The organism is Pyxidicoccus sp. M15, from assembly GCF_056858435.1.
In genome coordinates this window covers 476,924-502,537 of record NZ_CM166495.1, presented here as the reverse complement: position 1 = coordinate 502,537, position 25,614 = coordinate 476,924, and the positions used below count along the sequence as shown (strand labels likewise).

The 25,614-nt window shown below is 69.8% G+C and carries 19 protein-coding genes; 10 read left to right on the top strand and 9 right to left on the bottom strand.

The features are described 5' to 3' along the window. Positions 1-12 precede the first annotated feature (12 nt). The 3 genes from ACX9TP_RS01915 to ACX9TP_RS01905 form a co-directional block, all read right to left on the bottom strand. Positions 13-3,432, bottom strand: a complete 3,420-nt coding sequence (locus ACX9TP_RS01915; protein WP_482977983.1) for a P-loop domain-containing protein — start codon at positions 3,430-3,432, stop codon at positions 13-15. Beyond that, positions 3,429-4,511 (bottom strand): hypothetical protein, encoded by a 1,083-nt coding sequence (locus tag ACX9TP_RS01910; protein ID WP_482977982.1) that lies wholly within the window; start codon positions 4,509-4,511, stop codon positions 3,429-3,431. The genes ACX9TP_RS01915 and ACX9TP_RS01910 overlap by 4 nt, the downstream gene beginning before the upstream one ends. Before the next feature lie 150 nt (positions 4,512-4,661). Beyond that, positions 4,662-5,381: a hypothetical protein gene (locus ACX9TP_RS01905; RefSeq protein WP_482977981.1), complete on the bottom strand. Its 720-nt coding sequence runs from the start codon at positions 5,379-5,381 to the stop codon at positions 4,662-4,664. 173 nt (positions 5,382-5,554) lie between these two features. On the opposite strand from ACX9TP_RS01905, the gene ACX9TP_RS01900 reads away from it, so the two are divergent. From ACX9TP_RS01900 to ACX9TP_RS01860, 9 genes are all read left to right on the top strand, one after another. Beyond that, positions 5,555-6,826, top strand: coding sequence for a glycosyltransferase family 87 protein (locus ACX9TP_RS01900; protein WP_482977980.1), 1,272 nt, complete (start codon positions 5,555-5,557; stop codon positions 6,824-6,826). A gap of 220 nt (positions 6,827-7,046) precedes the next feature. After that, positions 7,047-7,817: an energy transducer TonB gene (locus tag ACX9TP_RS01895; protein ID WP_482977979.1), complete on the top strand. Its 771-nt coding sequence runs from the start codon at positions 7,047-7,049 to the stop codon at positions 7,815-7,817. A 34-nt stretch (positions 7,818-7,851) separates the two neighbouring features. Then, positions 7,852-8,604 carry a MotA/TolQ/ExbB proton channel family protein gene (locus ACX9TP_RS01890; RefSeq protein WP_482977978.1) on the top strand — a complete coding sequence of 251 codons (753 nt, stop codon included), beginning with the start codon at positions 7,852-7,854 and terminating at the stop codon, positions 8,602-8,604. Further along, positions 8,588-8,995 carry an ExbD/TolR family protein gene (locus ACX9TP_RS01885; protein ID WP_482977977.1) on the top strand — a complete coding sequence of 136 codons (408 nt, stop codon included), beginning with the start codon at positions 8,588-8,590 and terminating at the stop codon, positions 8,993-8,995. The genes ACX9TP_RS01890 and ACX9TP_RS01885 overlap by 17 nt, the downstream gene beginning before the upstream one ends. Positions 8,996-9,006: 11 nt before the next feature. Continuing rightward, positions 9,007-9,435 (top strand): ExbD/TolR family protein, encoded by a 429-nt coding sequence (locus ACX9TP_RS01880; protein WP_482977976.1) that lies wholly within the window; start codon positions 9,007-9,009, stop codon positions 9,433-9,435. A 520-nt stretch (positions 9,436-9,955) separates the two neighbouring features. After that, positions 9,956-12,811, top strand: coding sequence for a TonB-dependent receptor (locus tag ACX9TP_RS01875; RefSeq protein ID WP_482977975.1), 2,856 nt, complete (start codon positions 9,956-9,958; stop codon positions 12,809-12,811). 26 nt (positions 12,812-12,837) lie between these two features. Beyond that, positions 12,838-14,211, top strand: coding sequence for a hypothetical protein (locus ACX9TP_RS01870; RefSeq protein WP_482977974.1), 1,374 nt, complete (start codon positions 12,838-12,840; stop codon positions 14,209-14,211). Between the two features lie 301 nt (positions 14,212-14,512). Continuing rightward, entirely contained in the window at positions 14,513-15,352 is an 840-nt protein-coding gene (locus ACX9TP_RS01865; RefSeq protein WP_482977973.1) for an SRPBCC family protein, read from the top strand. Between the two features lie 11 nt (positions 15,353-15,363). Then, positions 15,364-16,536: a zinc-dependent alcohol dehydrogenase gene (locus tag ACX9TP_RS01860; protein ID WP_482977972.1), complete on the top strand. Its 1,173-nt coding sequence runs from the start codon at positions 15,364-15,366 to the stop codon at positions 16,534-16,536. Positions 16,537-16,542: 6 nt separating this feature from the next. On the opposite strand, the gene ACX9TP_RS01855 is transcribed toward ACX9TP_RS01860, so the two are convergent. The 6 genes from ACX9TP_RS01855 to ACX9TP_RS01830 all read right to left on the bottom strand — a co-directional run bounded on the left by ACX9TP_RS01855 (position 16,543) and on the right by ACX9TP_RS01830 (position 22,286). Next, on the bottom strand, positions 16,543-17,124 hold the full coding sequence (locus ACX9TP_RS01855) for an HNH endonuclease family protein (protein ID WP_482977971.1): 582 nt from the start codon (positions 17,122-17,124) through the stop codon (positions 16,543-16,545). Continuing rightward, positions 17,121-18,359 (bottom strand): AAA family ATPase, encoded by a 1,239-nt coding sequence (locus ACX9TP_RS01850; protein ID WP_482977970.1) that lies wholly within the window; start codon positions 18,357-18,359, stop codon positions 17,121-17,123. Before ACX9TP_RS01850 ends, ACX9TP_RS01855 begins: the two co-directional genes overlap by 4 nt. 239 nt (positions 18,360-18,598) lie before the next feature. Further along, positions 18,599-19,123 (bottom strand): hypothetical protein, encoded by a 525-nt coding sequence (locus ACX9TP_RS01845; protein ID WP_482977969.1) that lies wholly within the window; start codon positions 19,121-19,123, stop codon positions 18,599-18,601. A gap of 159 nt (positions 19,124-19,282) precedes the next feature. Then, complete coding sequence (locus ACX9TP_RS01840) at positions 19,283-20,338, bottom strand: metallophosphoesterase family protein (protein ID WP_482982353.1); 1,056 nt, start codon at positions 20,336-20,338, stop codon at positions 19,283-19,285. Positions 20,339-20,388: 50 nt separating this feature from the next. Then, positions 20,389-20,607: a hypothetical protein gene (locus ACX9TP_RS01835; protein ID WP_482977968.1), complete on the bottom strand. Its 219-nt coding sequence runs from the start codon at positions 20,605-20,607 to the stop codon at positions 20,389-20,391. Then, positions 20,604-22,286: a hypothetical protein gene (locus ACX9TP_RS01830; protein ID WP_482977967.1), complete on the bottom strand. Its 1,683-nt coding sequence runs from the start codon at positions 22,284-22,286 to the stop codon at positions 20,604-20,606. Before ACX9TP_RS01830 ends, ACX9TP_RS01835 begins: the two co-directional genes overlap by 4 nt. A gap of 471 nt (positions 22,287-22,757) precedes the next feature. Here ACX9TP_RS01830 and ACX9TP_RS01825 point away from each other — a divergent pair, with 471 nt between their 5' ends. After that, entirely contained in the window at positions 22,758-25,502 is a 2,745-nt protein-coding gene (locus ACX9TP_RS01825; protein ID WP_482977966.1) for a protein kinase domain-containing protein, read from the top strand. Positions 25,503-25,614 lie beyond the last annotated feature (112 nt).

Below are 25,614 nucleotides of genomic sequence, written 5' to 3'. Positions count from 1 at the left end.
GAACGCGGTGGCTCACGTCAGGGCCATGTAGGGCTGATGGAACCGGCGCACCATCTGCCGGGCAATCATGGCGTGCAACTGGGCATCGTGCGGCAGCTCGCGCACGACCATGGCCAACGCCTCATCCAGCCGATGGAGTGCCTGGGCCGCGCGAAGCACGTCCACGAACCCATGGGGTGGAGCGTTGAACCGCAGCTCCAGCCCGGAGGCCAGACGCCTGACGTAGTCCCCGCGCTCCTCCGCGAAGCTCGAGTCCAGGTACTCCCCCAGCACCTGCACTTCCGAGTCGGCCGGGAGGCCCACGGCGCGGAGCCCGATGAGGAGCACGTCCGTGCGCTCTCGGCCCAGCTCGGCCACGACGCGGCGGCAGACCGCCTGCCCGGACTTGAGTATCGACTCGGGAGTGCCGGTAAAGAGCCGGGCCAGCTCCGCGCGCAGCAGGCCCTCCTCCGGGACACTCACCAGAGGAGTCTGGATGACCTCGAGGAGGGCCGCCATATGGGAGATGACATCCCCCCTCCTGAGCGAGAGCTCTGCCGCCTCGGTCAGCCGGGCATGGGCCTTCTCCAGACTCCGCTCTGAAAGCCGCAGCCGACCTCCGAGGAGCAGGAGCTGCAGCAGCACTCGAGTATCCCGAGCACGCCGGGCCCTCGGGATGGCCTCTTCCAGCAGGTCCTCCGCTTCATCGAGGCGTTCCACCAAGGAAAGCGCCTCCACCTCCAGAGGATGGAGCGGGCTGCCATCGGAGCGCTCCTTCCGCTCACGGAGCAGGGCCATGCAGAACTCCACCACACTGTTGCGCCCGTGTTCCCCATTGTCCGGGCCAGGCAGCGTCACCCGCGCGACCTCACGGTGCAGCCTCGCCGAAAGCGTTCCAGGATATCCCAACAGGACCAGCCGGAAGCGCTCCCGCGCGGGACTGGTGACCATCCGCTGCGCCAGGTTCTCGATGAACGCCTCGACGCCGGGGGGCAGCGGAGACCCGTCGAATCCATCGAACACCAACCACCAACAGTCGTGAGAGCCCACGTCATGTTCCAGGACCCACGTCGCGAGCTCTTGTGCCCACCGATACATCGGAGCCCGCAGGACAGGCATGGGCCCGGGAGGAGGGCGCCCCATCATGAGGGACAGTTCCTGTGCCAGCTTGGAGGCGTTCAGGAAGTCACCCGGGCCCTCACATTGGACAGCCGCCAGCTTGAAGGCGTGATGTTTTTCCGCGAGCCGCCGGATGAGGCCTTGCGTGTACGAGCGACCGCTTTTTGGGGGGCCATCCACCACGAGAATGGCGGGCCCGCTCTGGGTGAGCATCCGGCTCAGCTCCGCGCTCACGCGGATCCGCGCCGCAATGGCCTCACCATCGGGCGTTCCCTGCTCCAGCGTCTTGCGAACCGTTTCGGCGGTGAGCCGCTCCCACGACTCGAGGTCCGCGCGACCTCGGACGTCATCCGGCAGGAAGATGCCGAGCCGAGCCGCGAGGAACGCCTGACTGGACGGAGGCATCTCCTGAAGAGAGCCGGAGAGGAACTCGCCCACCCCGTCCATCCACCGCTCGTCCAGGACAGAGGACGCCGCCTCCATCATCAGCCGGTGATACAGCTCCTCCGCACGGTTCTCGACGCCAGGAAGCCGCGCATAGAAGGTCACGGCCGCACGGTGGATTTCCTCCACCTGGGCCGGCCGGTCCCGCATGAGCAGGTCCAGCATCACCGCGCGCACGTCCGGCCGGTGCTTCACCTGCTCCGGCCCGGCGCTGCTGACCAGTGAGACCTCCTTCCGCAGCTCCTCGAACAGCACCCGCTCCGAATCATCCTCCAGGAGCTGGATGTCACACGGACCCGCCAGCACCTCGCGGATGAGCGCGGGGGTCACCTGCCGCAGCACGAGCCCGGGATGCGCCAGCTTGCGCACGTCCGGGTCGTGGATGTGCCCCAGGATGCGTTGGTAGAGCTGGCCCTGGACGACGGTCTCCTTCGCGGTGAAGAACAGGAGGTGTCGCGTCTTGAGGTCGCGGATGGGCCCCTTCTGGAGCCCCTCCTGCCTCGCCACCGTCGCGGCCAGCTTCAGGCTCAACGGATTGCAGCCCACCTGCTTCATCAGCGCCGTGCCCAGCTCCGGACTCTCCACGCCATGTGAGCGGAGCAGTCCCAGCGCCGCGGGCTCGTCCAGCTCCGTCAGCGCCAGACTTCTTCCAGCACGGCCATTCACCTTCAAGGATGGAAGCGGTGCGCGCCCGGAGATGACCACGCGAACGTCGGGATGCGTTGACCACAAGCCCTTCAGGAAGGCTCCAACCCGGAAGAGCATCGGCGAGCTGCGGTACTGAACCTCCTCGAAAGTATCGAGCACCAGAAGGAAAGGGAGCCTGGGCTTCGAACCGTCTTCCTGTGCCTGACCTTCACTGCTCCTCAACTGATTGAGCAGTGCCCCCACAGACTTGGGAATCAGCAGGTCGGGAGAACGCGCGACGTCCGGCTCAATCGTCTGGCCATAGCGGTGAATGCTACGAGCCGTTGCCTCGACGGCCTCCCTGTGCTCCGGGTACTGAATCCCCAGCTGCCTGACGATTTCCGACAACAGCCCCAGCGGGTCATCGAAGCTGAAACGCGGGTTGTCGAAATCCAGGTAGGCGAAGGCGAACCGTTGTTCCGTTGGCAGCCTCGCATGCTCCAGGAGGAACTTCGCCAGGAGCGTGGACTTCCCCACGCCTCCGGGACCGTGGAGGACCAGCACCGCGGGGTCACCGTTCCAGAAGGTGTCCGCCAGGTGCTTCATGCGGTTGAGCATCGACTCGGGAGGAATGAGCCCCACGAAGGTGCGCAGTGCGTCCAGCTCGTCCCGCCGCCCCTGGAAGTGCTCTCCCACCAGGTAGTCGAAGGGGGACAGCAGCCGCTTCTGCTCCAGCAACCTCTGCAATGGCTCCTTGCCCGGGAGCTCCTTCAGCACGTCCTCCAGCCAGAAGACCGCGTCCAGCAGCTCGGCCAGCTCCCGCTCGGAGCAGCCCTCCAGTGGCGGCACCCGGTCCTGGATGCAGGCGGTCAGCATGCGCTGCCCAGCCGCATCCATCTCATGCGGGTTTGCCTCCACCGCACGCAGCAGCGACCCCCTGCTCCCCATGGACTTCAGCGCCGCGCGGCGGACGTCCGCCTTCAAGGTCCAGCGCGCGGGCTGACTCGCATCCGACGATGCGACGACGGAGCAGTCCTCCATCAGGAGCTGAACCGCGCTCTCAGCTGCCCGCGCCTCACCATCCGGCCGGAGCCGCTCGGGGTCGAACGACACGAGGACCGCGGCAGCACGGCGGAAGGCCTTGCGCACGGCGGAGACCCTTCCTGGGCGCGCCCGCCGTCCCCTGCTCCCGGGAGCGTCCGTGTCCAGCCGCTCGCGGACGGCATCCAGGGTCCAGCGCTTCTTCAGCAGATTGAGACTCATGCCTCCCCCAGGAGACGGTCCGTCACGTCTTCCACCGCGACACAGAGCTGCTGGAGGCGGTCACTGCTGGAGGGCACCTGCGCCATCACATCGTCCACGAGCGCCTGGAGGGCCCGCGGCTCGAAGTCCTCGTTACGCGAGCGGAACAGCCACTGGAAATACTCGCTCACGTCGTCGGCGCCGAGCGTATCCGGAGCCTGGAGGCTCTCCCGGACGACCTCCCTGCGCAGCGGGGAGGGCAGCGCATGGGGGTACTGCAGCAGGACCAGCCGGAAGCGCTTGCGCGCGGGCCCCGTGGCGATACGGCTCGCGAGGCTCTCGATGAACGCCTGCGCATCCGGAGCGAGCGCCGTGCCGTCGAAGCCATCGAACACGAGCCACCAGCGACTGCCCGCTTCCGCATCATGGCCCAGCACCCACTGCGCGAGCTGCTGAGCCCACCTGGGCGCCTGGGCATCCTGCTCGGGCATGGAGCCTGGCGGCCGCATCAGCGTCAGGGAGAAGGTGCTCGCGAGGTTCGGCGCCTTCAGGGTCGCTGCGGGCCCTCCGCACTCGTTCCACGCCACCTGGAAATGACCTCGCTGCTCGGCGATGTGCTGGATGAGGGTGCGCGTATAGGAACGGCCGCTGCGGGCCGGGCCCTCCACGACCAGGATGCTCGGCCCCTCATCCGTGGCCAGCCTCTTCAGCGACTCACGCAGCCGCCGCCGGTCCAGGAAGGCGTTGCGCCGGCACACCAACATGTCGGAGAAAGGGTCCTTCGCCGCCTGCTCCTGGCGCAGCTGGTCCTCCTGCTCGAGCAGCGCGCGGTGGACCTTGAAGATGGCGTCGACGTCCGGAATCACCGTCAGCGGCTTGTACCCCCAGAGCATCAGGCACCAGCGGCGCTCGCCCTGACGCCACCGCTCCTCGCAGACGCGCAGCGCCTCCAACGCATAGGCATGAGGGGTGCTCTGGAAGCGGATGTACTGATTCACCTCCGGACCGAAGATCGTCTCGAGGCCCGCATGGGGATGGCTCCCCAACTGGCCTGCCAGATACCGGGCCACCACGTCCCGCTGAATGTCCGTGAGTCGCATGCCCCCTCGACCGCGCCGCCATGGAGCGGCACCTCTTGGAAGCGAAGGCTAGAGCCTCTGCCGGCCCGCCATCAATTCACGCCTTCCAACCCCCGTTGCCCCGCGCCGCCAGGAGGTCCCGGCGGCGCGAGGTGAGCACAGGGTCCGTGCTCAGGGGCAGGGGCGGTTGATGGGGTAGCAGAAGTCCATGCCGCAGCGGCACGCATACCCGGTGTTGCACGGGCCGCACGTCGTGGCGGCGGCAACGCCCTGGTAGCCGTAGCCATTCACCGTGACGCTGGCGAGCAGGTTGCTGTGGGCCGAGCCCTCATACAGGTTGAAGCTGTAGCTGTGCCCCACCTGAATCCAGTCCGCTGCCTGGCAGCCACTCGCACCGCCGGCGAAGAGCACCTCGGGCAGGCCGTCCATGCTCAGCCACACCTCACCGTTGGGGTCGAAGTTGACGTCCCAGCAGATCTGCGTCGAGCCGACGGTCGTGACGTTCGTGTTGACCCACACGTCCGTCGGGTCCGCGGAGATGGTCCCCGTCGCAGGGACCATGCAGTACTGGCTGTTGTACCAGGGCTGGCACCAGCCCGTCTGCCAGTTGTACCCGGGACACGAGGACCTGCAGCCGAAGGTGTTGGGGACCGTCTGCGTGCCCTCGGGACAGACACTGCCACAGGAGAGGAAGTAGGTCGCGAACTGGGAGACCGAGCCCGATTCGTCAGGCGGCTGCTCCGCGGAGGACTCATCCGGCTGCGACACGACGTCTTCCACGGGAGTCGACGCAGGCGGATTCGCCTCGCCGGAGTCCTGGGCTTCGGGACCCGCGCAGCCCACGGTGAGGGTGACAAGAAGGAGGCCAACCAGATTGCGCTTCAGGTTCATCGATTCCTCGGGGTGTGAGCGACACAACGCGAGACATGCGCCGCTGTCGCGAATGCCAGCGTATTCAGATTGCAAATACAGGGTCTACCGAGGAAGCGAGGTGTTACACGCTTCCGTGGACGCACCAGAATTACGCGCCCACCACCGCGTTGCCGTGCGAGGACGGGCATGAAATGGTGCCGCCTCCCCCCTTCCCCGCCTCCTCGATGAACGTCGCCGCAACGGGGCCCTCGCGCAACGAAAGTCCCTCTGACACCTGGGCCCGCTGGTTCTGGTGGCTCGTGCTCGCCGTGCTCGTGGTGGCCGCGGTGGCCGTGGGCCAGCACCCGCGGCGCGGCGTGGACTTCCGCGTCTACCTCGTCGCCGCCGAGCGCTTCCTCGAGGGCACCGACCTCTACCGCGTCTCCGACGGCACCATGCCGTTCAAGTACGCGCCCGTCACCGCACCCCTCTTCATCCCCTTCACCCTCTTCCCCGCGCGCGTCGCCGTCGCGCTGTGGAACCTGGGCTCCATCCTCGCGCTCGCCGCGGTGGCCCGCCTCACCACGCGCGTGCCCGCCGGCCCCTCCGAGGCCGCTCCCTGGGCCTGGGGCCCTGCCCTCGCCACCGTCGCGCTTCTCCCCGCCTTCACCTTCGAGCTGTTCTACGGGCAGGTCGACGCGGTGCTGCTGCTCCTGCTCGTGCTCTCGACGCTCGGCGCCGAGCGCGGCCACGTGTGGCGCCCCGCCGCCGCCTTCGCGCTCGCCTTCCTGCTCAAGCCGCCCGCGGCGCTCGTCGGCCTCTTCTTCCTCTGGCGCCGTCACTGGCGCGTCATCGGCGCCACCGCCGCCATCGGTGTCCTGCTCGCGCTTCCCACCCTGGCCCGCTATGGCTGGGACGGCACGCTCACGCAGCTGCAGCTGTGGAGCGAGACGCTCGCGCGCACCACGCCGCCGTGGGCGCTGGGTGCCAACCCGCAGGGCCTGCCCACGCTGCTGCTCTCGCTGGTGCTGCCCTCCGAGTCGATTCCTCCTCCCGGGAGCATGACCCTCGCGCAGGGGCTCGCCATCGCGCTCTTCCTCGCGGCCGTCGTCTGGGCACGGCCCGGCCCCGCGGACCTGCTCACCATGTGCTGCCTGGGCGTGACGCTCCTGTCGCCGCTCGCGTGGCGCGCGAACTACGTGCTCGCATGGCCCCTGGTGCGCGCCGCGGCGGAGGGCCGCTACAAGCCGAACCTCGCGCTCGTGGCGCTCATCGCCCTCACCGGTGCGCTCGTCTCCGACTCCGGGCTCGGGTCGGCCCTGTCGCACGACGTGCTCCTGTGGCGCCCCTTCGCCGTCATCTACTCCGCGCTGCTCATCGCCCTGCTGTGGCAGGTGCGCCGCGCGGGGGCTCCGCGCGCCGTGACGGCGGGAGGAGCGCTGTCACGGCTGCCTCGCGTGTTCCCCGGCATGCGCGTGCCGTGACGGCTTCGTCCTCGACTTGAAGGCACCGTCACGTCCGTGTCGCGAGCCGCGTGGCCCGCGCTTCGTGTCACCACCGTGACGAGGAAGCGCGGTTCGTCACAGGCGTGTCTCACGCGAGCGAGCAGGCGCGCGGCGTGACGCTGCCGTCACCCGCCTGCGGGTGAAGTGTCACCGTGCCTGGACATGCACGAGACATGGCGTCGCTATATGCGCTCCAGCCATGTTCGAAACGTTCGACAGCGCTACCGACGTCAGCTCCGCGCGCCGGTTCGCGCTCTCCACCACGGCCTCCATCGGCGTCTTCGTGCTGATCGGCGTCGCCGCCGTGTCGGCCGCCAGCAAGGTGCGCGAGGTCATCCAGGAGAAGAAGGGCGTGGACGTGGTCTTCCGTCCGCCCCCGCCTCCCGTCGTCGAGGTGAAGCCGCCTCCGCCGCCGCCTCCTCCTCCCAAGCCGAAGCTGGCCCCCAAGCCCGCGCCCCCTGCCGTCGCCAAGGCGCCCCCTCCCGCCGCGCCCACCGTGGCGCCCGCGCCGATTGTCACCCCCACCGCCGTGCCGCTGACGAAGCCTCCCGAGGCAGAGAAGGAAGTCGTCGCCGCGGCCCCCATCGCCGTGGGCGGCACCGGCGCGCTCGTGCCGGGCGGCATCGTGGGCGGCACCGGTGCCGGCACCGGACTCGCCGGCGGTGGTGGCCGCACCGCGCCCATCAACCTCCCGGAGTCCGCGACGCCTCCGGAGCCGCTCGAGTCCAACCTCATTCCCGAGTACCCCTCCGACGCCCGCTCCAAGGGGCTCGAAGGAATGGTCATCCTCAAGGGCGTCGTCGAGGTCGACGGCCGCGTCACCCAGCTCAAGGTGATGCGCGGTGACGAGCCCTTCGCCAGCGCCGCGCTCGCCGCCGTGAAGACGTGGCGCTTCCGGCCCGCCGTCGTCTCCGGCCAGCCCACCGCCGTCTACCGCATCTTCAAGGTCCCCTTCCGTCTCAAGTCGTAGGCCTCAACTGCCCTGCCCCCAGGAGCACACCGTCATGAATTTCAATCTCAGGGACATCTACAACCACATGGGCGTGTTCGCCCTGGGTATCGCCTGGACTCTCATCCTGTTCGCCATCGCGTCCCTCGCGGTGTTCTTCGAGCGCCTCTTCGTCTTCTTCCGCTCCCGCTCCATCTCCAAGCGCTTCGCGGCCCGCGCCGGCCAGTTCCTCGCCCAGCACCAGCATGAGGCCCTCGTGAAGGAGGCCGAGGCCACCAAGGGCAGCCACCTCGCCATGCTGCTCGGCGGCGGCATGAAGACGTTCCTCGCCAAGTGCCGCCTCCCCGCCGGCAAGCTGGGCCCCGTCGAGCTCACCCGCCGCGACCTGGTCCGCCTCAACGAGCGCGTCAGCGCCGACGTGCGCCGTGGCATGTCCGTGCTCGCCACCGTCGGCTCGGTGGCCCCGTTCGTGGGTCTGCTCGGCACGGTGGTGGGCATCATCGAGGCCTTCGCCGGCATCGCCAAGGAGGGCTCCGGCGGCCTGGGCGCGGTGTCCGCCGGCATCGCCGAGGCGCTCGTCGTCACCGCGCTCGGCCTGCTCGTCGCCATCCCCGCGGTGCTGATGTTCAACTTCCTGTCCACCCGCGCGGACGCGCTCCAGCTCTCCCTGGACACCGCCCGCGGCGAGTTCATGGACTACCTGGAGGACCTGGGCCCGCAGAAGCCCGCCCCGGCCAACGGCGCCGCGGTGGCCACCGGTCCCGAGCTCGCCGCCCGCAGGGAGTCGCGTGATGTCCACCCGGCGTAGGGCCATCGTCCCGGAGATGAACGTGACGCCCCTGGTGGACGTGGTGCTCGTCCTCCTCATCATCTTCATGGTCGTCACGCCCCAGATTGAAGCCGGCGCCTCGGTGGAGCTGCCCGTGGCGTCGAATCCGGACAAGGAGAACAAGGAGCTCAAGCCCACCACGGTGAGCATGGCCGCCAACGGCTCCATCTTCCTCGACCGCAAGGAGCTGAAGCGCGACGCACTCCTCACGGAGTTGAAGGCGATTCACGCGAAGGACCCGGACTCGCCCGTCGTCCTCAAGGCCGACCGTGGCGTGCGCTACTCCGAGGTGCGCGGCGTCTTCAAGGCCATGCAGGACCTCGGCTTCCCCGGAATCAACCTGCAGGTCGTCGACAAGCAGAAGCACTAGGAGCGCGCGCCATGGCATTCGACGTCGGAGGCGGAAAGGGCGGGCTGCGCCCGACCATGAACGTGACGCCGCTGGTGGACGTGGTGCTCGTCCTCCTCATCATCTTCATGGTCGTCACCCCGCTGCTCACGAAGCAGATGTGGATGACGGTGCCCGCGAAGAACGACAAGCAGGCGGAGCAGCCGCCGCCCCCGCCCGACGCACTGCCTCCGGTGGTGCTCACGGTGGACCGGGCCGGCGTGCTGCGCATCAACCGCGAGGAGGTGCCCCGCGAGCAGGTGGTGGCACGACTCCAGCGCATGCTCAACGCGCGCCCGGACAAGATTGTCTTCTTCGACGCTGGCGACGACGTGCCGTACGGCGCCGCCATGGACGTGCTGGACCTGGCGCGCGGCGGGAACATCACCGTCGGCGTGCTGCCGGACAAGCTCGCGGATTGAAGCTGCCCCGCGGCGGACCGTGACGCGGAGTTTTCGGTCCGCCGCCTGAATCGTCACAAGCCATCCATTCAGCTGCCATGCGTGTCGCGTTCTTTACGCGCGCTGACCGCCGGCAAGGAGAGTCGTGTTGTCTCGCAACGCCCTTCCACGCGCCCTCGTGGCCGCGCTCACCTTCTTCGCCATGTCCGCGCACGCACAGGCGGGCGGCTCGGACGCCACGGCGCCGGCTCCTACCGTGACGTCGCCCTCCACCGCGCAGCCCTCCGATATCTCGGAGACAGGCGCCGCCCCCAGGCCCGAGGCCGGAACGAACGTTCCTTCCGGCCAGTCCGCCGCGCCCGCCTCCGGAACGAACATTCCTTCCGGCCAGGCCGCCGCGCCCACCCCCGGAATGAACGTTCCTTCCGGCCAACCCGCCACGCCTGCCCCCGGAATGAACGTTCCTTCCGGCCAGCCCACCGCGACCGGAGCTAGAACGAACGTTCCTTCCGACGCGCCCACCGCCGCGCCCGCCCCCGGAATGAACGTTCCTTCCGGTGAGATGGCGCAGCAGCCGGCTCCCTCCACCGAAGGCGCCACCGCCGAGCAGCCCACCGCCCCGGCCGACGGCGCCACCGCCGAGCAGCCCACGGCTCCGGCCGAGGCCACGGCCGAGGACGAAGCCATGCTCGCGGAGTCCGCCGAGCCGCCCGCCGGCTTCACCGGCATCTACGGCCGGTTGACGGACGAGGCCAACGGCGAGGGCCTCATCGAGGCCACCGTGAAGGTGGTGACGGGCGGGCAGAAGCAGGCCCTCACCGACCTCGACGGCAACTACCGCCTGGCGCTGCCGCCCGGAAAGTACGACCTGCGCGTCTTCTATGACGTGTACCAGGGCCGCCGCATCACCGGCGTGGTGGTGACGCAGGGCAAGGCCACGAAGCTGGACGTCGCGCTCGGCGCGGACATCGGCGCCGTGCAGGAAGTCGTCGTCGAGGCCCGGGCCGACCGCCGCGCCGAGGGCGCCCTCCTCCAGGAGCGCAAGAAGGCCGCCGCCGTCTCGGACGCCATCAGCGCCCAGGAGATTGCCCGCACCCCGGACTCCAGCGCCTCCGACGCCGTGAAGCGCGTGGTCAGCGCCACCGTGGTGGATGGCCGCTACGTCCTCCTGCGCGGCCTCGGCGGCCGCTACAGCACCACGCTGCTCAACGGCGCGCTGCTGCCCAGCCCCGAGCCCGACGAGCCCAGCGTCCCGCTGGACCTGTTCCCCACCTCGCTGCTCGCCAACCTCAACGTGGTGAAGAGCTACACCGCCGACCTGCCCGGCACCTTCGGCGGCGGCACGCTCCTCATCGAGACCAACACCTACCCCGGCCAGTTCGAGTTCAAGCCGCGCATCACCCTCGGCGGCGACACCGTGACGACGGGCCAGGAGCGCAACACCCAGCCGGCCAGCGGCATGGAGTGGCTCGGCTTCGCGGGCAGCCAGCGCAGGCTGCCCGAGGCCATCCCCACCGACCACGAGCTGGGCGCCAACGGCGAGTCCGCCGAGGCCCTGGAGCAGCAGTGGGAGAGCTTCCCCAACGTGTGGCGCGCGCAGCGCAAGACGGCCCTGCCCAACCTGGGCCTCAGCGCGTCCGTCGGTGACACGCTGCGCTTCGGCAACAGCCGCCTGGGCTACCTGGCCACCGCCAACTACGGCCACAAGGAGTCCACGCAGGTCAGCAGCTTCGGCCGCGCCAGCTACAACGAGAACGGCGAGTTCCTCCGCAACGACGACGCCCGCGTCACGCAGGGCATCGAGACGGCCAACCTGAGCGGCCTCGCCAGCGTGGGCTACCAGCTGGACCGCGACAACGAGCTGACCGCCTTCAGCCTCTACACGCGCGGCACCGACACCCGCACCGTCACCAGCGCGGGCGTGGACTCGCTCAAGGGCGACCGCTTCGAGGGCAGCCGCCTCCAGTTCATCGTCCGCCAGCTCTCCTTCAACCAGCTCCGCGGCTTCCACCGCCTGGGCCTCTTCGGCGACGCCGAGGTGGACTGGCAGGCCAACCTGTCCCGCGTGGACCGCGACGAGCCGGACACCCGCGACTCGCTCTACAGCGACAGCCTCAGCACCCCCACCGGCTCGCTGTCCTTCCCCAACCAGGCCAACAGCGGCGAGCGCTTCTTCGCCGACCTGGGCGAGACGTCCGGCGGCGGCAGCGTCAACCTCACCGTGCCCTTCAGCGACGTGCGTCTCAAGCTTGGCGGCCTCGCGCAGCTGTCCGGCCGCGACTTCCGCGCCCGCCGCTTCCGCTACAGCATTGCCCCCAACGCGGAGACGGAGGTGGACCGCGCCCTCCCGCCCGAGCAGCTCTTCGGGGCCGAGCAGCTCGGCAACGGCATGCGCCTGCGCGAGAGCACCCGCCCGGACAGCGACGCCTACGACGCGTCCCTCGCCATCTTCGCCGGCTACGTGACGGCGGACGTCACGCCCACCGAGAAGCTGCGCCTGGTGGGCGGCGTGCGCCTGGAGACGTCCCGCCAGGAGCTGACCGCGCTGGACCAGTTCACCGGCGTGGAGGCCAGCACCAACGACGTCAACTACCTGGACTGGCTGCCCACCTTCAACGCCATCTACGCGCTCACCCCCACGGTGAATCTGCGCGCGGGCTACAGCTACACGCTGGCCCGCCCCACCTTCCGCGAGCTGGCGCCCTTCGCCTTCTACGACTTCATCCGCCGCCGCAACGTGTCCGGCAACCCCGCGCTGGAGCAGACGCGCATCCACAACGTGGACACCCGCGTGGAGTGGTTCGTGGGCGACAACGAGGTGCTCGCCGCCAGCGCCTTCTACAAGCGCTTCGAGAACCCCATCGAGCGCGTCATCAACTCCGAGGGCGCCGGTGACTTGAGCTTCGAGAACGCCGCGGGCGCCGACACCTACGGCCTGGAGCTGGAGGGCCGCACCTCGCTGGCCCGCATCACCGACACGCTGCGCGCCTTCCGCCTGGGCGCCAACCTCACCCTCATCCGCTCGGAAATCGACCTGGGCTCGCTCCAGGGCCTGCAGACGAGCGCGAAGCGGCCGCTGCAGGGCCAGTCGCCGTACGTGGTCAACGTCAACCTCGGCTACGAGCGCCCGGAGAGCGGCACCGAGGTCGCCCTCCTCTACAACGTCTACGGCCGGCGCATCAGCGAGGTGGGCATCAACACCCTGCCGGACGTCTACGAGCAGCCCTTCCACCGCGTGGACCTGGCGCTCACGCAGCGGCTCTCCGCCGCCACGCAGCTGAAGCTCACCGCCGCCAACCTCTTCGACTCGAAGGTCACCCTCAAGCAGGGCGACGTCACCATCTTCCAATACCGACCGGGCATCGCGTTCTCCGCTTCGCTCGGCCTCTCCCTGTAGTGCCTCTCCTGAAAGGAAGTCCTCCCATGAAGCGGCTCCTTGCCTCCCTCCTGACCCTCTCCAGCCTGACGCTCGCCGCTGGCTGCGGTGACGACGACGAGAAGACGCCCGTCGAGCAGCCCCCCGAAGAGCAGCCCGAGGTGGCGGACGTCTCCAACAACATCACCCAGGACACCACCTGGAAGGCGGGCGGCACCTACACCCTGAAGAAGTACATCTTCGTGGAGAGCGGCACGCTCACCATCGAGGCGGGTGCCACCATCAAGGGCGACGAGGGCAGCGCGCTCATCATCACCCGCAACGCGAAGCTCAACGCGGAGGGCACTGTCGAGAAGCCCATCGTCTTCACCTCCTCGAAGCCCGTGGGCCAGCGCGAGGGCGGCGACTGGGGCGGCGTGGTGCTGCTGGGCAAGGCGAAGCTCAACGTCACCGGTGGCGAGACGACCATCGAGGGCTTCTTCTCCACCAGCGGCAACGACCTGGTGAAGTACGGCGGCCAGGACGACGCGCACAACTGCGGCACCCTGAAGTACGCCCGCATCGAGTTCGCCGGCTACGAGCTGGCGCCCAACAACGAGCTGAACGGCCTGTCCGTGGGCGGCTGCGGCAGCGCCACCACCATCGACTACGTGCAGGTCCACCTGGGCCTGGACGACGGCATCGAGATGTTCGGCGGCACCGCGCCCCTCAAGCACATCGTGATTACGCAGGCGGACGACGACTCGCTGGACTACGACCTGGGCTACACCGGCAAGGTGCAGTTCCTGGTGGTGCAGCAGAGCGCCGCCCGCGGTGACCGCGGCATCGAGGCCTCCAGCAACAAGTCCGCCCCGGCGCAGGAGCCCATCTCCATGCCGGAAATCTGGAACGCGACGTTCATCGGCTCGGGCACGTCCACGGCCGCCAACCCCACGCAGGAGGCCCTCGTCTTCAACACCGGCGCCGGCGTGCGCATGCGCAACTCCATCATCGCGCACTGGAAGAACCAGGCGGTGGACATCGACGGCACCGCGTCCGCGGGGCTCTTCAACGAGGCGGGCGACGCGCGCCTGTCCTTCAAGAACACCTTCTTCTGGGACATCGCGGGCAGCAACACCGCCCTCCCCTTCGCGCCGAACCCGGTGGTGAGCAACGGCACCACCACGGACCCGGACGCGACGAAGCTCGACGAGTCCAAGGTCATCCTGTCCGCGACCCACAACGTGAAGATGCAGGACCCGCAGCTCGAGGCCGTGCTGAGCCTCACCGCGCCGAACTTCGCGCCCAAGGCGGGCTCCGCTTCGCTCAACGCGGACGCCTCGCTCACGCCGCCGTCCGGCTTCGACACCAGCGCCCGCTTCATCGGCGCCATCGGCTCCACGGACTGGACGAAGGGCTGGACGGCCTACCCGGAGAAGTGACGCACTCCTGTCGTTGACCCGAGCCCCGCCGAGCACCGCGGGGGCACGGTCCCATGGCCCGGTTGCGTGTCACTCGCGGAGGGGGCTCCGGGGGTGCACGCGGCCGGGCCGTGGTTTTTCGAGTGGGGCTGCGCCGTCATCCGCCGCCTCGTCGTGCCACGGGCCGCTTCAGCGCCCGGGCCGCCCCCTGGCGCTGGCCGCCGGGGTTGTCCCCGGCCCCACCTCCCCCAAGCTTCACGGTGACGCCGGGCCCGCATCCGCTGGCCGGGTCCCCGTCCCGGCGCGCGAGGAGGCTGTGCCCATGGCCGAAAAACCGCAGGAGCCCTCGGCTCCACGCCCGCGGAGCACGACGGGGGTCGTCCCCTCCTCCGGGTCCCCCAGCAACGGGGAGTGGCAGGGCGTCGAGGCAGAGGGACGCAAGGCGGAGGACGCGGACCGGGCGAAGCAGGTGGCCAGCGCCTTCCTGGGCGGGGCGCTCCTGAGCATGGGCCTCCAGCGCCGCTCGCTCGGAGGCGTGGCGCTGGTGCTCGCGGGCGGTGAGCTCATCTCCCGTGGCGCCCGGGGACGCTCGCTCATCGGCGGAGTCCCGAACGTCCGCATGCGGCGCCTCACCGGGCGCGCGGGCCGCGAAGAGGGCGTGGTGACGGGAGGGACGGTGATGGAGCGCTCCGTCACCATCCAGAAGGCTGGACACGTGCTGTACCGCGCATGGCGCGACGTCGGAACCCTGTCCACGGTCATGGCCCACTTCGCGGAAGTCACCTCCGTGGGCCCGGACGTCCGGCACTGGAAGATGCAGGGGCCGTTCGGGAAGACGCTCGAGTGGGACTCGCACGTGGTGGAGGAACACCCCGGGGAGCTGCTGCGCTGGGAGTCCCTGAGGGGCGCACCGCTGCCCAACTCGGGCGAGGTGCGCTTCCGCCCCGCACCGGGCGACTGGGGCACGGTGGTGACGCTGCGCTTCCGCTTCAGCCCGCCGGGCGGCGCGCTCGGGGAGGCCATGCTGAAGCTCTTCAGCGGGGGGCCCACCGCGCTCGCGCACAAGGCGCTCACGCGGTTCAAGAGCCTGGTCGAGACGGGCGAAATCGCGACGACGGACCGCAACCCCGCCGCTCGCGAGGGCGGCTTCTCCTCCTTCTGAGGGACACGTCGATGCGAGCACTCTGCTGGAATGGAATCAACGACCTGCGCGTGGAGACGGTGGGCGACCCCGGCATCGTCAATCCGCGCGACGTCATCCTGAAGGTGACGATGTCCACCACGTGCGGCTCGGACCTGCACTTCATCGACGGGTACATCCCGACGATGCGCGAGGGGGACGTCATCGGCCACGAGTTCATGGGCGAAGTCGTCGACGTGGGCCGCGACGTGAAGAAGGTGGTGAAGGGGGACCGCGTCGTGGTGCCGTCCTTCATCTGCTGCGGCAACTGCTGGTACTGCCAGCACGACCTCTACTCCCTCTGCGACAACACCAACCCGAAGGGGGAGCTGCAGGAGCCGGTGTTCGGCTACCCGACGGCCGGCATCTACGGCTACACGCATGCCTTCGGCGGCTACGCGGGCGCGCATGCGCAGTACGTCCGGGTGCCGCACGCGGACACCGACTGCTTCCGGGTGCCGGAGGGCGTGAGGGACGAGCAGGCCCTGTTCCTCTCCGACGCCGCGCCCACCGGCTACATGGGCGCGGACTTCTGCGGCATCCAGCCGGGACAGACGGTGGCCGTCTGGGGCTGCGGCGGCGTGGGGCTGATGGCGATGAAGAGCGCCTTCCTCCTCGGGGCCGAGCGGGTGATTGGCATCGACCGCTTCCCCGAGCGACTGACGCTGGCGCGCGAGAAGGTGGGCGCGGAGACCATCAACTACGCGGAGGTGAACAGCGTCCTGGACTTGCTCAAGGAGCTGACCGGCGGGCGCGGGCCGGATGCGTGCATCGACGCGGTGGGCATGGAGGCGCACGGCACGGGCGTGGAGTACGCGTATGACCGGGCGAAGCAGGCGCTGCACCTGCACTCGGACCGGGGCGAGGCGCTGCGGCAGGCCATCCTCGCGTGCCGCAAGGGCGGGACGCTGTCGATACTTGGCGTCTATGGGGTGATGGACAAGTTCCCCATCGGCGCCATCATGAACAAGGGGCTCACCGTGCGCACCGCGCAGCAGCACGGGCAGAAGTACCTGCCGCGCCTGCTGGAGCACGCGGCGAAGGGCGAGCTGGACCCGTCCTTCCTCGCCACTCACCGCTTCCCGCTGGAGGACGCACCGCGCGGGTACGAGCTGTTCAAGAAGAAGCAGGACGGGTGCGTGCGAGCGGTGTTCCTGCCCAACTGACGGCGCCTACTCCTCCTGCTTGACGAGTCCCTGGCGGACCAGCTCCCGCGCCAGGAAGGGGAAGTGTTTCTGGAGGAAGCGGAAGCTCAGGTCCTTTTCCAGATACCCGTCGTAGTACTCGCTTCGCTGCAGGACGAACTCGTCGCTGTTGAGGTCCAGCCGATGGATGGTCTCCTGGACACGCTTGCGCACCTCCTCTGAAATGCCCGGGCCAGGGACGACCTGCAGCGTCGAGAGGTCGAGAGCAAACCAGCCGTCCCGAACCTCGAATGGGTCGAGCACGTCCTCCAGGTCGTTCTTCCGCGCATTCATCCGGGTGCACGCAAGCCGGTAGTTGGCCCACTCGTACGTCAGCTCCCGGCGCTTCGACTTGGGCAGCATGTGGTCGACGGAGATGCCACCCGTGCCACGCGGGATATGGAGGCACGAGTAGGCGCAGATACCTCCATACGCCGTCCAGAGCTGGGTGGCGCAGTGACGCCAATGCGGCCGAAGCTCGCCTTCCGCGTCGGCCAGGTCCTTGCGGCCCGGCTGGCGGACCCGCGCGTCGAAGTCCAGCGGCTCCGGCTGGGGCTGGACGGGAATCATGGCTCGACGCCCGCGGCCTCCGCCCGGGCGAGCCAGCGAGGCCAGAAGGGGTCCGTGTCCTTGAGCAGGCGGTGCAACTCGTTGTGGATGCGGCGGACCTCTTCGACAGGGAGCTTCGGGTCCTTGAGCGCGGCCTTCGCCTGGGTGATGGCCTGCTCGGCCTCCACGGAGCGCGGCTCCTTGAGGTCGAAGACCTCCGAGGTGAGCCATGCGTTGGCATCGCCTCGGGGACGCCACTCCGCCTGAGCGACCTTCACCTCATTACCCACGAGGTCGAACATGAAGAGTGCGTCCTGGGACTCTTCGAAGCGCGACTCGATGGAGGCCAGCACCAACGGAGAGTGCGTGACTGCGATGACCTGGACCGGAACGTCTTCCTGAAGTGCTCGGACCACATCGAGCAAGGACGGGAGGATGAGGCGCTGCCAGCGGGGATGGAGGTGAGCTTCCACTTCGTCGAAGAGCAGCACGATGTGGTCGGCCTTGGATACCCGTAGCAGCTTGGCTGCTCGGACATGCTCCTCCCAAGCCCAGACCAGCAGGTACGCCAGCCCAACGATGCGCCGCACAGCAGCGGATGCGTGCGTCAACGGAACAAGTCCATAGGGCATCTGCAGCGTCGGGATGTCCCGAACGTCTTCGATGCTGACGCGCGTTGGCTCTCCTGGCGTCAGCGGCTCGCCGGCACCCGGCGATAGAACCTTGAGGACATTTTTCAGCCGCTGGAAGGACTCGGCCCCGCGAATCTGCCACGAGACCCAGTCTCGGATGAGGCCGTTGCACAGGACGCGACCGTCGTCGCTCTCGAGACCGTTCCAGAGTGCATCGCGAGAGAACTCGTAGGATGACAAGTTGGAGTGCTCACCGTCCCAGTTGTTCCGGGCCGCATCCCACACGGAGAAACTTCCATCCACGCGGGCATACAGCGTCAGCCCGGAGTTCACGGGGAAGAGAATCGATGGATGCGGCCCCCGAATATCCAGCTGTCGAGTGAATTGTGCGCTCCCCCCGTCCCGGCCCTTGATGGACACCGCAATCCGGGGAGTCCCAGGCCAGTCCTCCCTGGGAAGTGCTGGCACATGGTCGAGCCTCTGCGTGAGTGCCCACCACGCGAGGTCGAGCACGAACGTCTTTCCGAGACCGTTGTCACCCGTCAGGAGATTCAGCCGCGGCTTGAAGGCGAGCGAGAGGCTCGGGCTCGGCCCGACACCTTCCAGGTCCAGACGTTCAAGCATCGCGGGCCTCCTCGGCTGACCGAGTCGTCCCAACGTGGTGACCTGCCCGCATCGCGCCTCCGGTCCTCGTTGAAGCCGGCGGGAGCTACCAGCCAGCCAGGGCCCTCCTTACTCCAAGAACGGGCCCATTCTTAGAACAAGGCCGTGTCCAGGCCCCCACCTGCCGCGCTCCAGACACGACGGCCCGGCACCTCCACGAGGCACCGGGCCGCGAGCACTTCACCGCGAGGCCGTGAGACTCAGGCCGTGGGCAGCACGCCGTTGCCGGACTCGTGCGCGTGGGCGGCGAGCGCCTCGGGCGTGGCGCCGTCCGCGAACAGCGACGCGCCGGTGGCCGGACGGGCCTTCGGCGGACGGCCGCGGCGCTTGGGGGCGTTGTCGTCGTTGCCCTGCGCGGCCGCGACGGGCTCGGCCGCCGTGCCTTCCGCGCGCGGGCCCTTGCGCGTCGAGCGCGGCAGGTTGATGCCCTCCAGCTTCGCGCTCAGCTCCGCGTTGTCCTCGGAGAACACGCGCGCGTACGCCAGCGCCCGCTGGCCCTTCTGCAGGAGCGCGTCCTGGCTCTCGTGCAGTGCCAGGCGCGCGGCGTCCAGCGCGGCCTGCGCCTTCGCCACCAGCTCCGCCTTCTCCCGCACCACCGCCGCCGCGTCGTCCAGCACCTCGGCGTCCACGTCCGGGAAGCGCACCTCCGTCAATTCCGTGGCGAACAGCTCGAGCAGCGCGCGCAGCGCCGGGGAAATAGGGTCGTTCTCGTTCGAATCGAACATGGGCGGGCCTCCGGGTTTCGTGCGGGAAGGTCCACCCATCTGCACATAGGTTCAGTGTCAGATCAAGGGGGTACGCTGCCAAGCCGGAAAGTCGGCCCCGCGCGCGTTTTCAAGCCCACGGTGCCTGGTGCCCTTTCGTTCAGTGGCAGCGCACGGGCTTCAGTCCACGCGGATCAGCGACGCCTCGCGCAGCCCCTCGTCCGCGCCCACGTCCACCGCGAGGTAGTGGCGGCCCACGCCGTCGAACGTCTCCGGAATCGCGCCGCCGCCTCCGGAGATGAAGGCCGGGATGCCCGCATTGGTGAACGAGTAGTACGAGTGGATGTGGCCGTAGAGCGTGAGGTCCACGCGCTCGCGCGCGAGCTTCCCGACGAGCCCCGCCGCTTCACCCTTGCTCGCGAAGCCTCCGCCTCGCAGTCCCACCGGGTCCTGCGGCGGCACGTGCATGGCCACCACGTGCACGCCGTCTCGAGAGGCCGCGAGCCACGTCTCCAGCTGCTCCTCCACCGCCGGGTCCAGCGTGCCGTTGCTGGAGTCCACCACCGAGAAGCGCACGCCCCGGAAGGTGAAGCTCTGGCTGCCCCGGCCCACCAGCGCGGTGTACTCCTCCGCGTCCTTCGCGAAGGTCTCGTGGTTGCCCAGCGTGGCGTACAGCGGAATCCGCGAGCTGGCCTCCAGGCGCTCCTGGAACTCCAGCAACTCCTCGCGGCTACCGCCCTCCGTCAAATCTCCCGCGAAGAGGATGAAGCGCAGCGAGTCGTCCTTGCGCATCCGCTCGTAGATGTCGCCCACGCGCGGCAGCGCTTCCTGCACGTCCGCCAGCGCGGCGAAGCGGAAGGGCTCGCGCGCCTGCCAGTCCGGCGGCGCCACGGTGAGCCGCGCCGTCGCTCCCGGGCGCAGGGACACGCGCCACATCTTCACGGTGGGCAGGGCCTGGGGCAGGGCTTCCACCGTGAGCGCCTCACCGCCGTCCACCTCCGCGAGCAGCTCCGCGTCCGGCATGGCGTTGCGCACCGTGAGCACCCAGTCGGACGGCGCATCCGCCGCGAGCGTGGCGCGCGCGGTGAATGCTGGCGCGTTGCCCCAGAGCATCAGCGCTCCCGGCGCCAGGCTGCGCACGGCGGCCAGCCCGTCCCCGACCTCCAGCGACATGCCGCCGCTCTCGGCGCGGCCCACCCTGGAGTCGCGCACCGCGCGGTTCTCCGCCGGCCGCATGCAGCCGGACAGGAGCAGCGCGCCCATCGTGCCCAGGTAGAGCGCTCGCCTCACGGTTCACCATCCACGGGTGCCGTCCGCACCACGTTCTCACGCGCTTCGGTGACTCCGTCGCGCTGGCGCCGCGCATTCCTCGCGGCCAGGTAGCCCCAGCGCCGGCCGAGCTGGGCCCACTCGTCGGCGGAGGTGTGGTGCTGACCACTCGCGTGCCGCGTACCCGCGTAGCGGGGAGAGGGACCGATGCCAACCCAGACGTTCGCGCCATTCATGACCCACCTCCCACGGCATAGATGAGGGACAGCCGTCCCACGATGGCCCCGCCCGCCTGCACCTCCGCGGCGACGCCCCAGTCATTCGTCAGCAGCGCGCGGCCTCGCAGGCCGAAGCTGCCCACCACTCCGCCTCCGCGCGTGCGCATGCCTCCCGCGAAGCCGTCCTTGCGGTGGTCGTAGTAGAGGAGCGCGTCGCCCCGCACCGGACCGCCGCGCCCCAGCCACACGCCGTAGCCGAAGGTGAAGAGGAGCTGCTCGTCCAGGTTCCCGTCGCTCACCGCGCCCGGGTAGCTGTACCCCTGCAGCGACGTGCCGATGCTCGCCTCCGCGAAGGAGCCCGCCAGCGAGGGGCTCACCCGCGCCATGGCGTAGCGGCCTCGCAGGCCCAGCTCCGCGCCCGCCATGGTGAAGCCCTCCGTCGGGTAGCGGTGGAAGAGGCCATACAGCTCCGCGTCCAGCGAGGTGCCATCCGAGCCAAGACGCGCGCCCTCGGGCTCGCCCAGCAGCCGGTACGCGCCGCCCAGGCGCACCTGCGTGTTGCCCTCGCCCGGAGACAGCCGCGCGGTGGCTCCCAGCTTCACCGCGTCCAGACGCGCCAGCGCGCCCAGTGTGACGAAGTGGCCGTAGTCGAAGGACGGGTCATTCACGTACTGGTAGCCCATCTCCAGCTCCAGCGGCGGCAGCGACGACGCGGGCACTCCCGGGTCGAAGGCCGGCGACGTCACCGCGTAGAGGTTGGCGAGCGCGGAGATGCCGAACACGCTGAAGCCCGCCAGCGTCACCGCGTACAGCGGAGCGATGGTGCGCCGTGAAGCCCCCGTGAAGGCGATGGGCACACCGCCCAGCGCGATGAGCCCCAGGCCCGTGCCCTCCAGCGCGAAGAGCCGCTTCGCCGTCTGCCCATCCCCCGCGAGCCACGGGCCGAACCCGTGGAAGACGAGCCCCGGCAGCACCGACGCCGCCATCGGAATCACCTTGAAGGGGCGATCATCCATTGGCGAGAGCGGAGCAAGGCCCGGCGACAGGGGCCCCGGCTTCACCTGCGGAGAGAGCGGGCCGGAGTGCGCGCTCCCGGGCACCACCTCGGCGCCGTCGCCCACGGCGAGCACCGTTGAAACAGTGGCGGCACTGTCTTCCGCGAGCACCGTCGAAGCACCGGCCGTGGCACCGTCGCCCGCAGGCACCGTCGAAGCTCCGGCCGTGGCACCGCCGCCCGCAAGCACCGTCGAAGCTCCGACCGTGGCACCGTCGCCCGCCCGCACCATCGAAGTCCGGGTCGCGGCGTCATCCCCCGCGAGCACCGTCGAGGCTCCGGCGGCGGCACCGTCGCCCGCGAGCGCCGCGTGGGCGCGCACCTCGGACTCGGGGGCAGCGCGCGCGGCTCCGTCCGCCGCAGCCCCATACGACACCGCCGTGGCACCCTCCCGCACCGTCCCCATCCCACCCACCGGCGACGAGCGGGCCGCGAGCCCCTGCTCGACACCGACGCGGATGGGCGGAACGGACGCGGGCAGACGCACCGGCACGTCCCTCGGCACGTCCAGTCCGCCCAGCTCCGGCCCCGACGATAGCAGGTCGAACGCGGACTGCGCCCGCGCCGCCGACGGCAGCGCCACCAGCAGTCCCATCAAGGCCAGGCAAGCCCACCGCGAGCGCAGGGGGAGCTCGGACACCATCGGCTTCGCCTCTTTCTCCCGCGAGGAGCCGGCCGCTCCCCGCGCGCCGGCGCCGCCGGTCGTGCCGACCTAGATAACCGGCAACGGACCGCGCGCCCCAGAGACCGTCTTTAAGAAGTGTGAAGCCAGCTGACAGCCCCGCTCACGCCCCGGTCTCCACCGCCCCCCTCGCCACCCCGAATCCCTTCGGATTCCAGCGGCTTGCCCACCCAGTCAGATACTTCACCCGCCTCAACCAATCATTCTGAGATTCAACAGGACTCACTCCGAGAGTCCGACCCCGCCCGCACCCGCCCCTGGCGGGGTCCCCGGACACCCGGCTTCCCCCGCCCACACCGGAATCCGGATGCCTTCCGTCTGATCCAAGCACTCCCAGCGAAAACTTCGCGTGCCGCGCGAGCGGGAACCAGGACTTTCTCCGGAACGGGAGTATGCTCCACCTCCCTCTTCATCTTCCCTGGCCCAGCACCCGTGGCGGAACCCAGCCCTCAGCAATTCGGCAAATACGTCCTGCTATCGAAGATTGCCGCGGGCGGCATGGCCGTCACCTATCGCGCCCGGATGACGGGGGCGGCGGGTGTCACCAAGCCGTGCGTCATCAAGCAGATCCTCCCGCACTTCGTCGATGACACCGACTTCGTCGAGATGTTCATCGGCGAGGCGCGGCTGGTCGCGAGCATGAGCCACAGCAACATCGCCCAGGTCTTCGACTTCGGCGAGGTGGGCGGCCAGTACTTCATCGCCATGGAGCTGGTGCAGGGGCAGCCCCTGTCCAAGGTGCTCCGCCGCGCGCAGAAGGCCGGCATGGGCTTCTTCCCGGAGCCGCTCGCGCTGCACATCGTCAGCAAGCTGTGTGACGGCCTGGACTACGCGCACCGCCACGTGGGCGAGGACGGCGTGGAGATGGGGCTCGTCCACCGCGACGTGTCCCCTGACAACGTCCTCATCTCCTACGAGGGCGAGGTCAAGGTCATCGACTTCGGCATCGCCAAGGCCACCAGCGCCGTCGAGGCGAAGACGTCCCCCGGCACCCTCAAGGGCAAGTACCCGTACTTCTCCCCCGAGCAGGCCCAGGGCCGGCAAGATTTGGACGCCCGCACGGACGTGTACGCGGCCGGCGTCGTCCTCTACGAGATGGTCTGCGGCAAGCGGCCCTACGAGGGCGAGTTCGTCGCCGTGCTGCCCCGCATCATCAGCGGCGACTGCCTGCCGCCGTCGTCGCTCAACCCGTCGGTGAGCGCGGAGCTGGAGAACATCGTCTCCGGCGCGATGGCTATCGACCGCGACACCCGCTACCAGACGGCGAAGGAGATGAGCGAGTCGCTGGTGGAGCTGCTCTACCGCGACAACCCGCGCTTCACGCCGACGATGCTGTCGCAGCTCATGGCCTTCCTCTTCGCCGAGGAGCTGGCCGCCGAGGGCCGCAAGGCACCGGAGATTTCCCCCGCCTTCAAGGAGCAGCTGGCCTCGTGGCAGACGGGCACCGCGGAGGCCTCGCAGGGCCGCGCCCGTCCCCTCTCCAGCAACTCGCAGCGCTCCACGCCCGGCAGCCCCGGCGTGCGCAAGCCCCCGAGCGATGGCGGCGGCCGCCCCACCAGCGAGCGCCGCCCCACCACCAGCAACCCGGCCATGCGCCGCGTCACCAGCGCGGGCGGCCTGCGCCGGGTGACGAACCCCAACATGCCCCGCTCGGAGGGCGGCACGCGCCGGCCTGTCACGGACCGCACCGCGCCTCCGGTGCCGGAGCTGCCCGACGAGCCGAGCACCGACGCCGGCGGCGTGCCCGCCATCGTCCCCACGCTCGCCGCGCCGCGCGACACCCCGGTGGAGGTGCCCGCCGTCGACGATGCGGCGGACCTGCCGACGGGCGCCGCGCGCACCGCGCCCGCGCGCGGGCCTGGCGGGTTCCGCACCGCCGCCGACGAGGCCCGCGAGAAGCTGGCCCTCGAGGAGGCCGAGCGCGCCGCGAAGCGGCAGCAGCAGGTGCGCACGCTGAGCATCTACATCTTCGGCATCGCCAGCGTGCTGCTCGTCCTCGGGCTGCTCTACAACTTCGTCTTCAAGGCGGACTACGCCCCCGGCGAGAGCGTGGAGACCACCACGCTGTGGGTGACCTCCAAGCCCTCGGGCGCCCAGGTGAAGCTCAACGGCCGGGACATTCCCGGCCGCTCACCCCTCATGGTGGAGGGCGTCATCGTGGGCGAGGCCAACACCCTGGTGCTGACCCTGCCCGGGCACCTGGCCTGGACGCGGCGCTTCACCCCCTCCTCGAAGATGGTGGAGCCCATCAACGCGGAGCTGCAGGCCCTCGCCGCGCCCGTGCCGCCGCTGCCCGTCGCGGGGGCCACCGTGGACGCGGGAGTCGTGGCCCTGGCCACCGCCACGGCGGACGCCGGTGCCGTGGTGGCCAGCGAGACGGCGGACGCGGGGACCGAGGCCGGCGAGGGCGCGCCGGGCGACCCGGAGCTGCGCGCCATGCACGAGGTGGACTACCCCACGCGAGTGGTGGTGCTGCGGCCCATGTACAACGCCGTGCCCATCCCCGAGTACCCCACCGCCTCCATCGACCTGAACCCGGGCGCCGCGTACTCGGTGTGGACGGAGGGCACCGCCTCGCTCACCGAGGGCCGGGGCGCCGCGTCCAACGCGCTGGCCTACTTCGCCGAGGGAGACCTGCCCGCGGACGCCAGCTTCGGCATGCTCGGTGCGTCCATGCGCACCATCAAGGGCGCAAAGCGGCTCTACGTCTTCGCCCTGGACGACAACGGGCCGGAGGACAACAGCGGCACCATCCGCGTCAACCTCCGCCAGTCCGCGTACGTGCCGCCGCGCTCCTTCACCTTCGACGCGAAGCAGAACGCGGTGCAGCTCAAGCCGGAGCACCAGATGGTGCTGCGCGGCCTCAACCCGCGCTCCACCTACCTGTTCACCGTGCGCGACGACTTCGCGGAGCTGCGCGCCAGCAACGGCCGCGTGCGCCAGGTCCTGTGCGTGGAGCGTGGCCCCAACGCCGGCTCGGTGCGCTCCACCCACCGCATGCTGGAGACGGGCAAGCGCTACCAGGTCACCGGGGCCGAGGACCTGCGCTGCACCTTCCCCGATTCCAAGGTGACGGACAACGCGGGCGCCATCGAGGTGGACGTCGTCGACGTGACGGTGATGTCCCGCAAGGAGCGCGCGGAGGCCCTCAAGGGCTCGCGCCGCTCCGAGCGCTAGCAGCACTCCCCAGGGCTGGCGACCGGGCGAGCGGCGAGCACGCTCCCCCGGTGGGCGGGCCTGCGCCTGCACGCCGCCCCCGGTGTCCGGCGGCTCACGCTCCCGCGGTGGG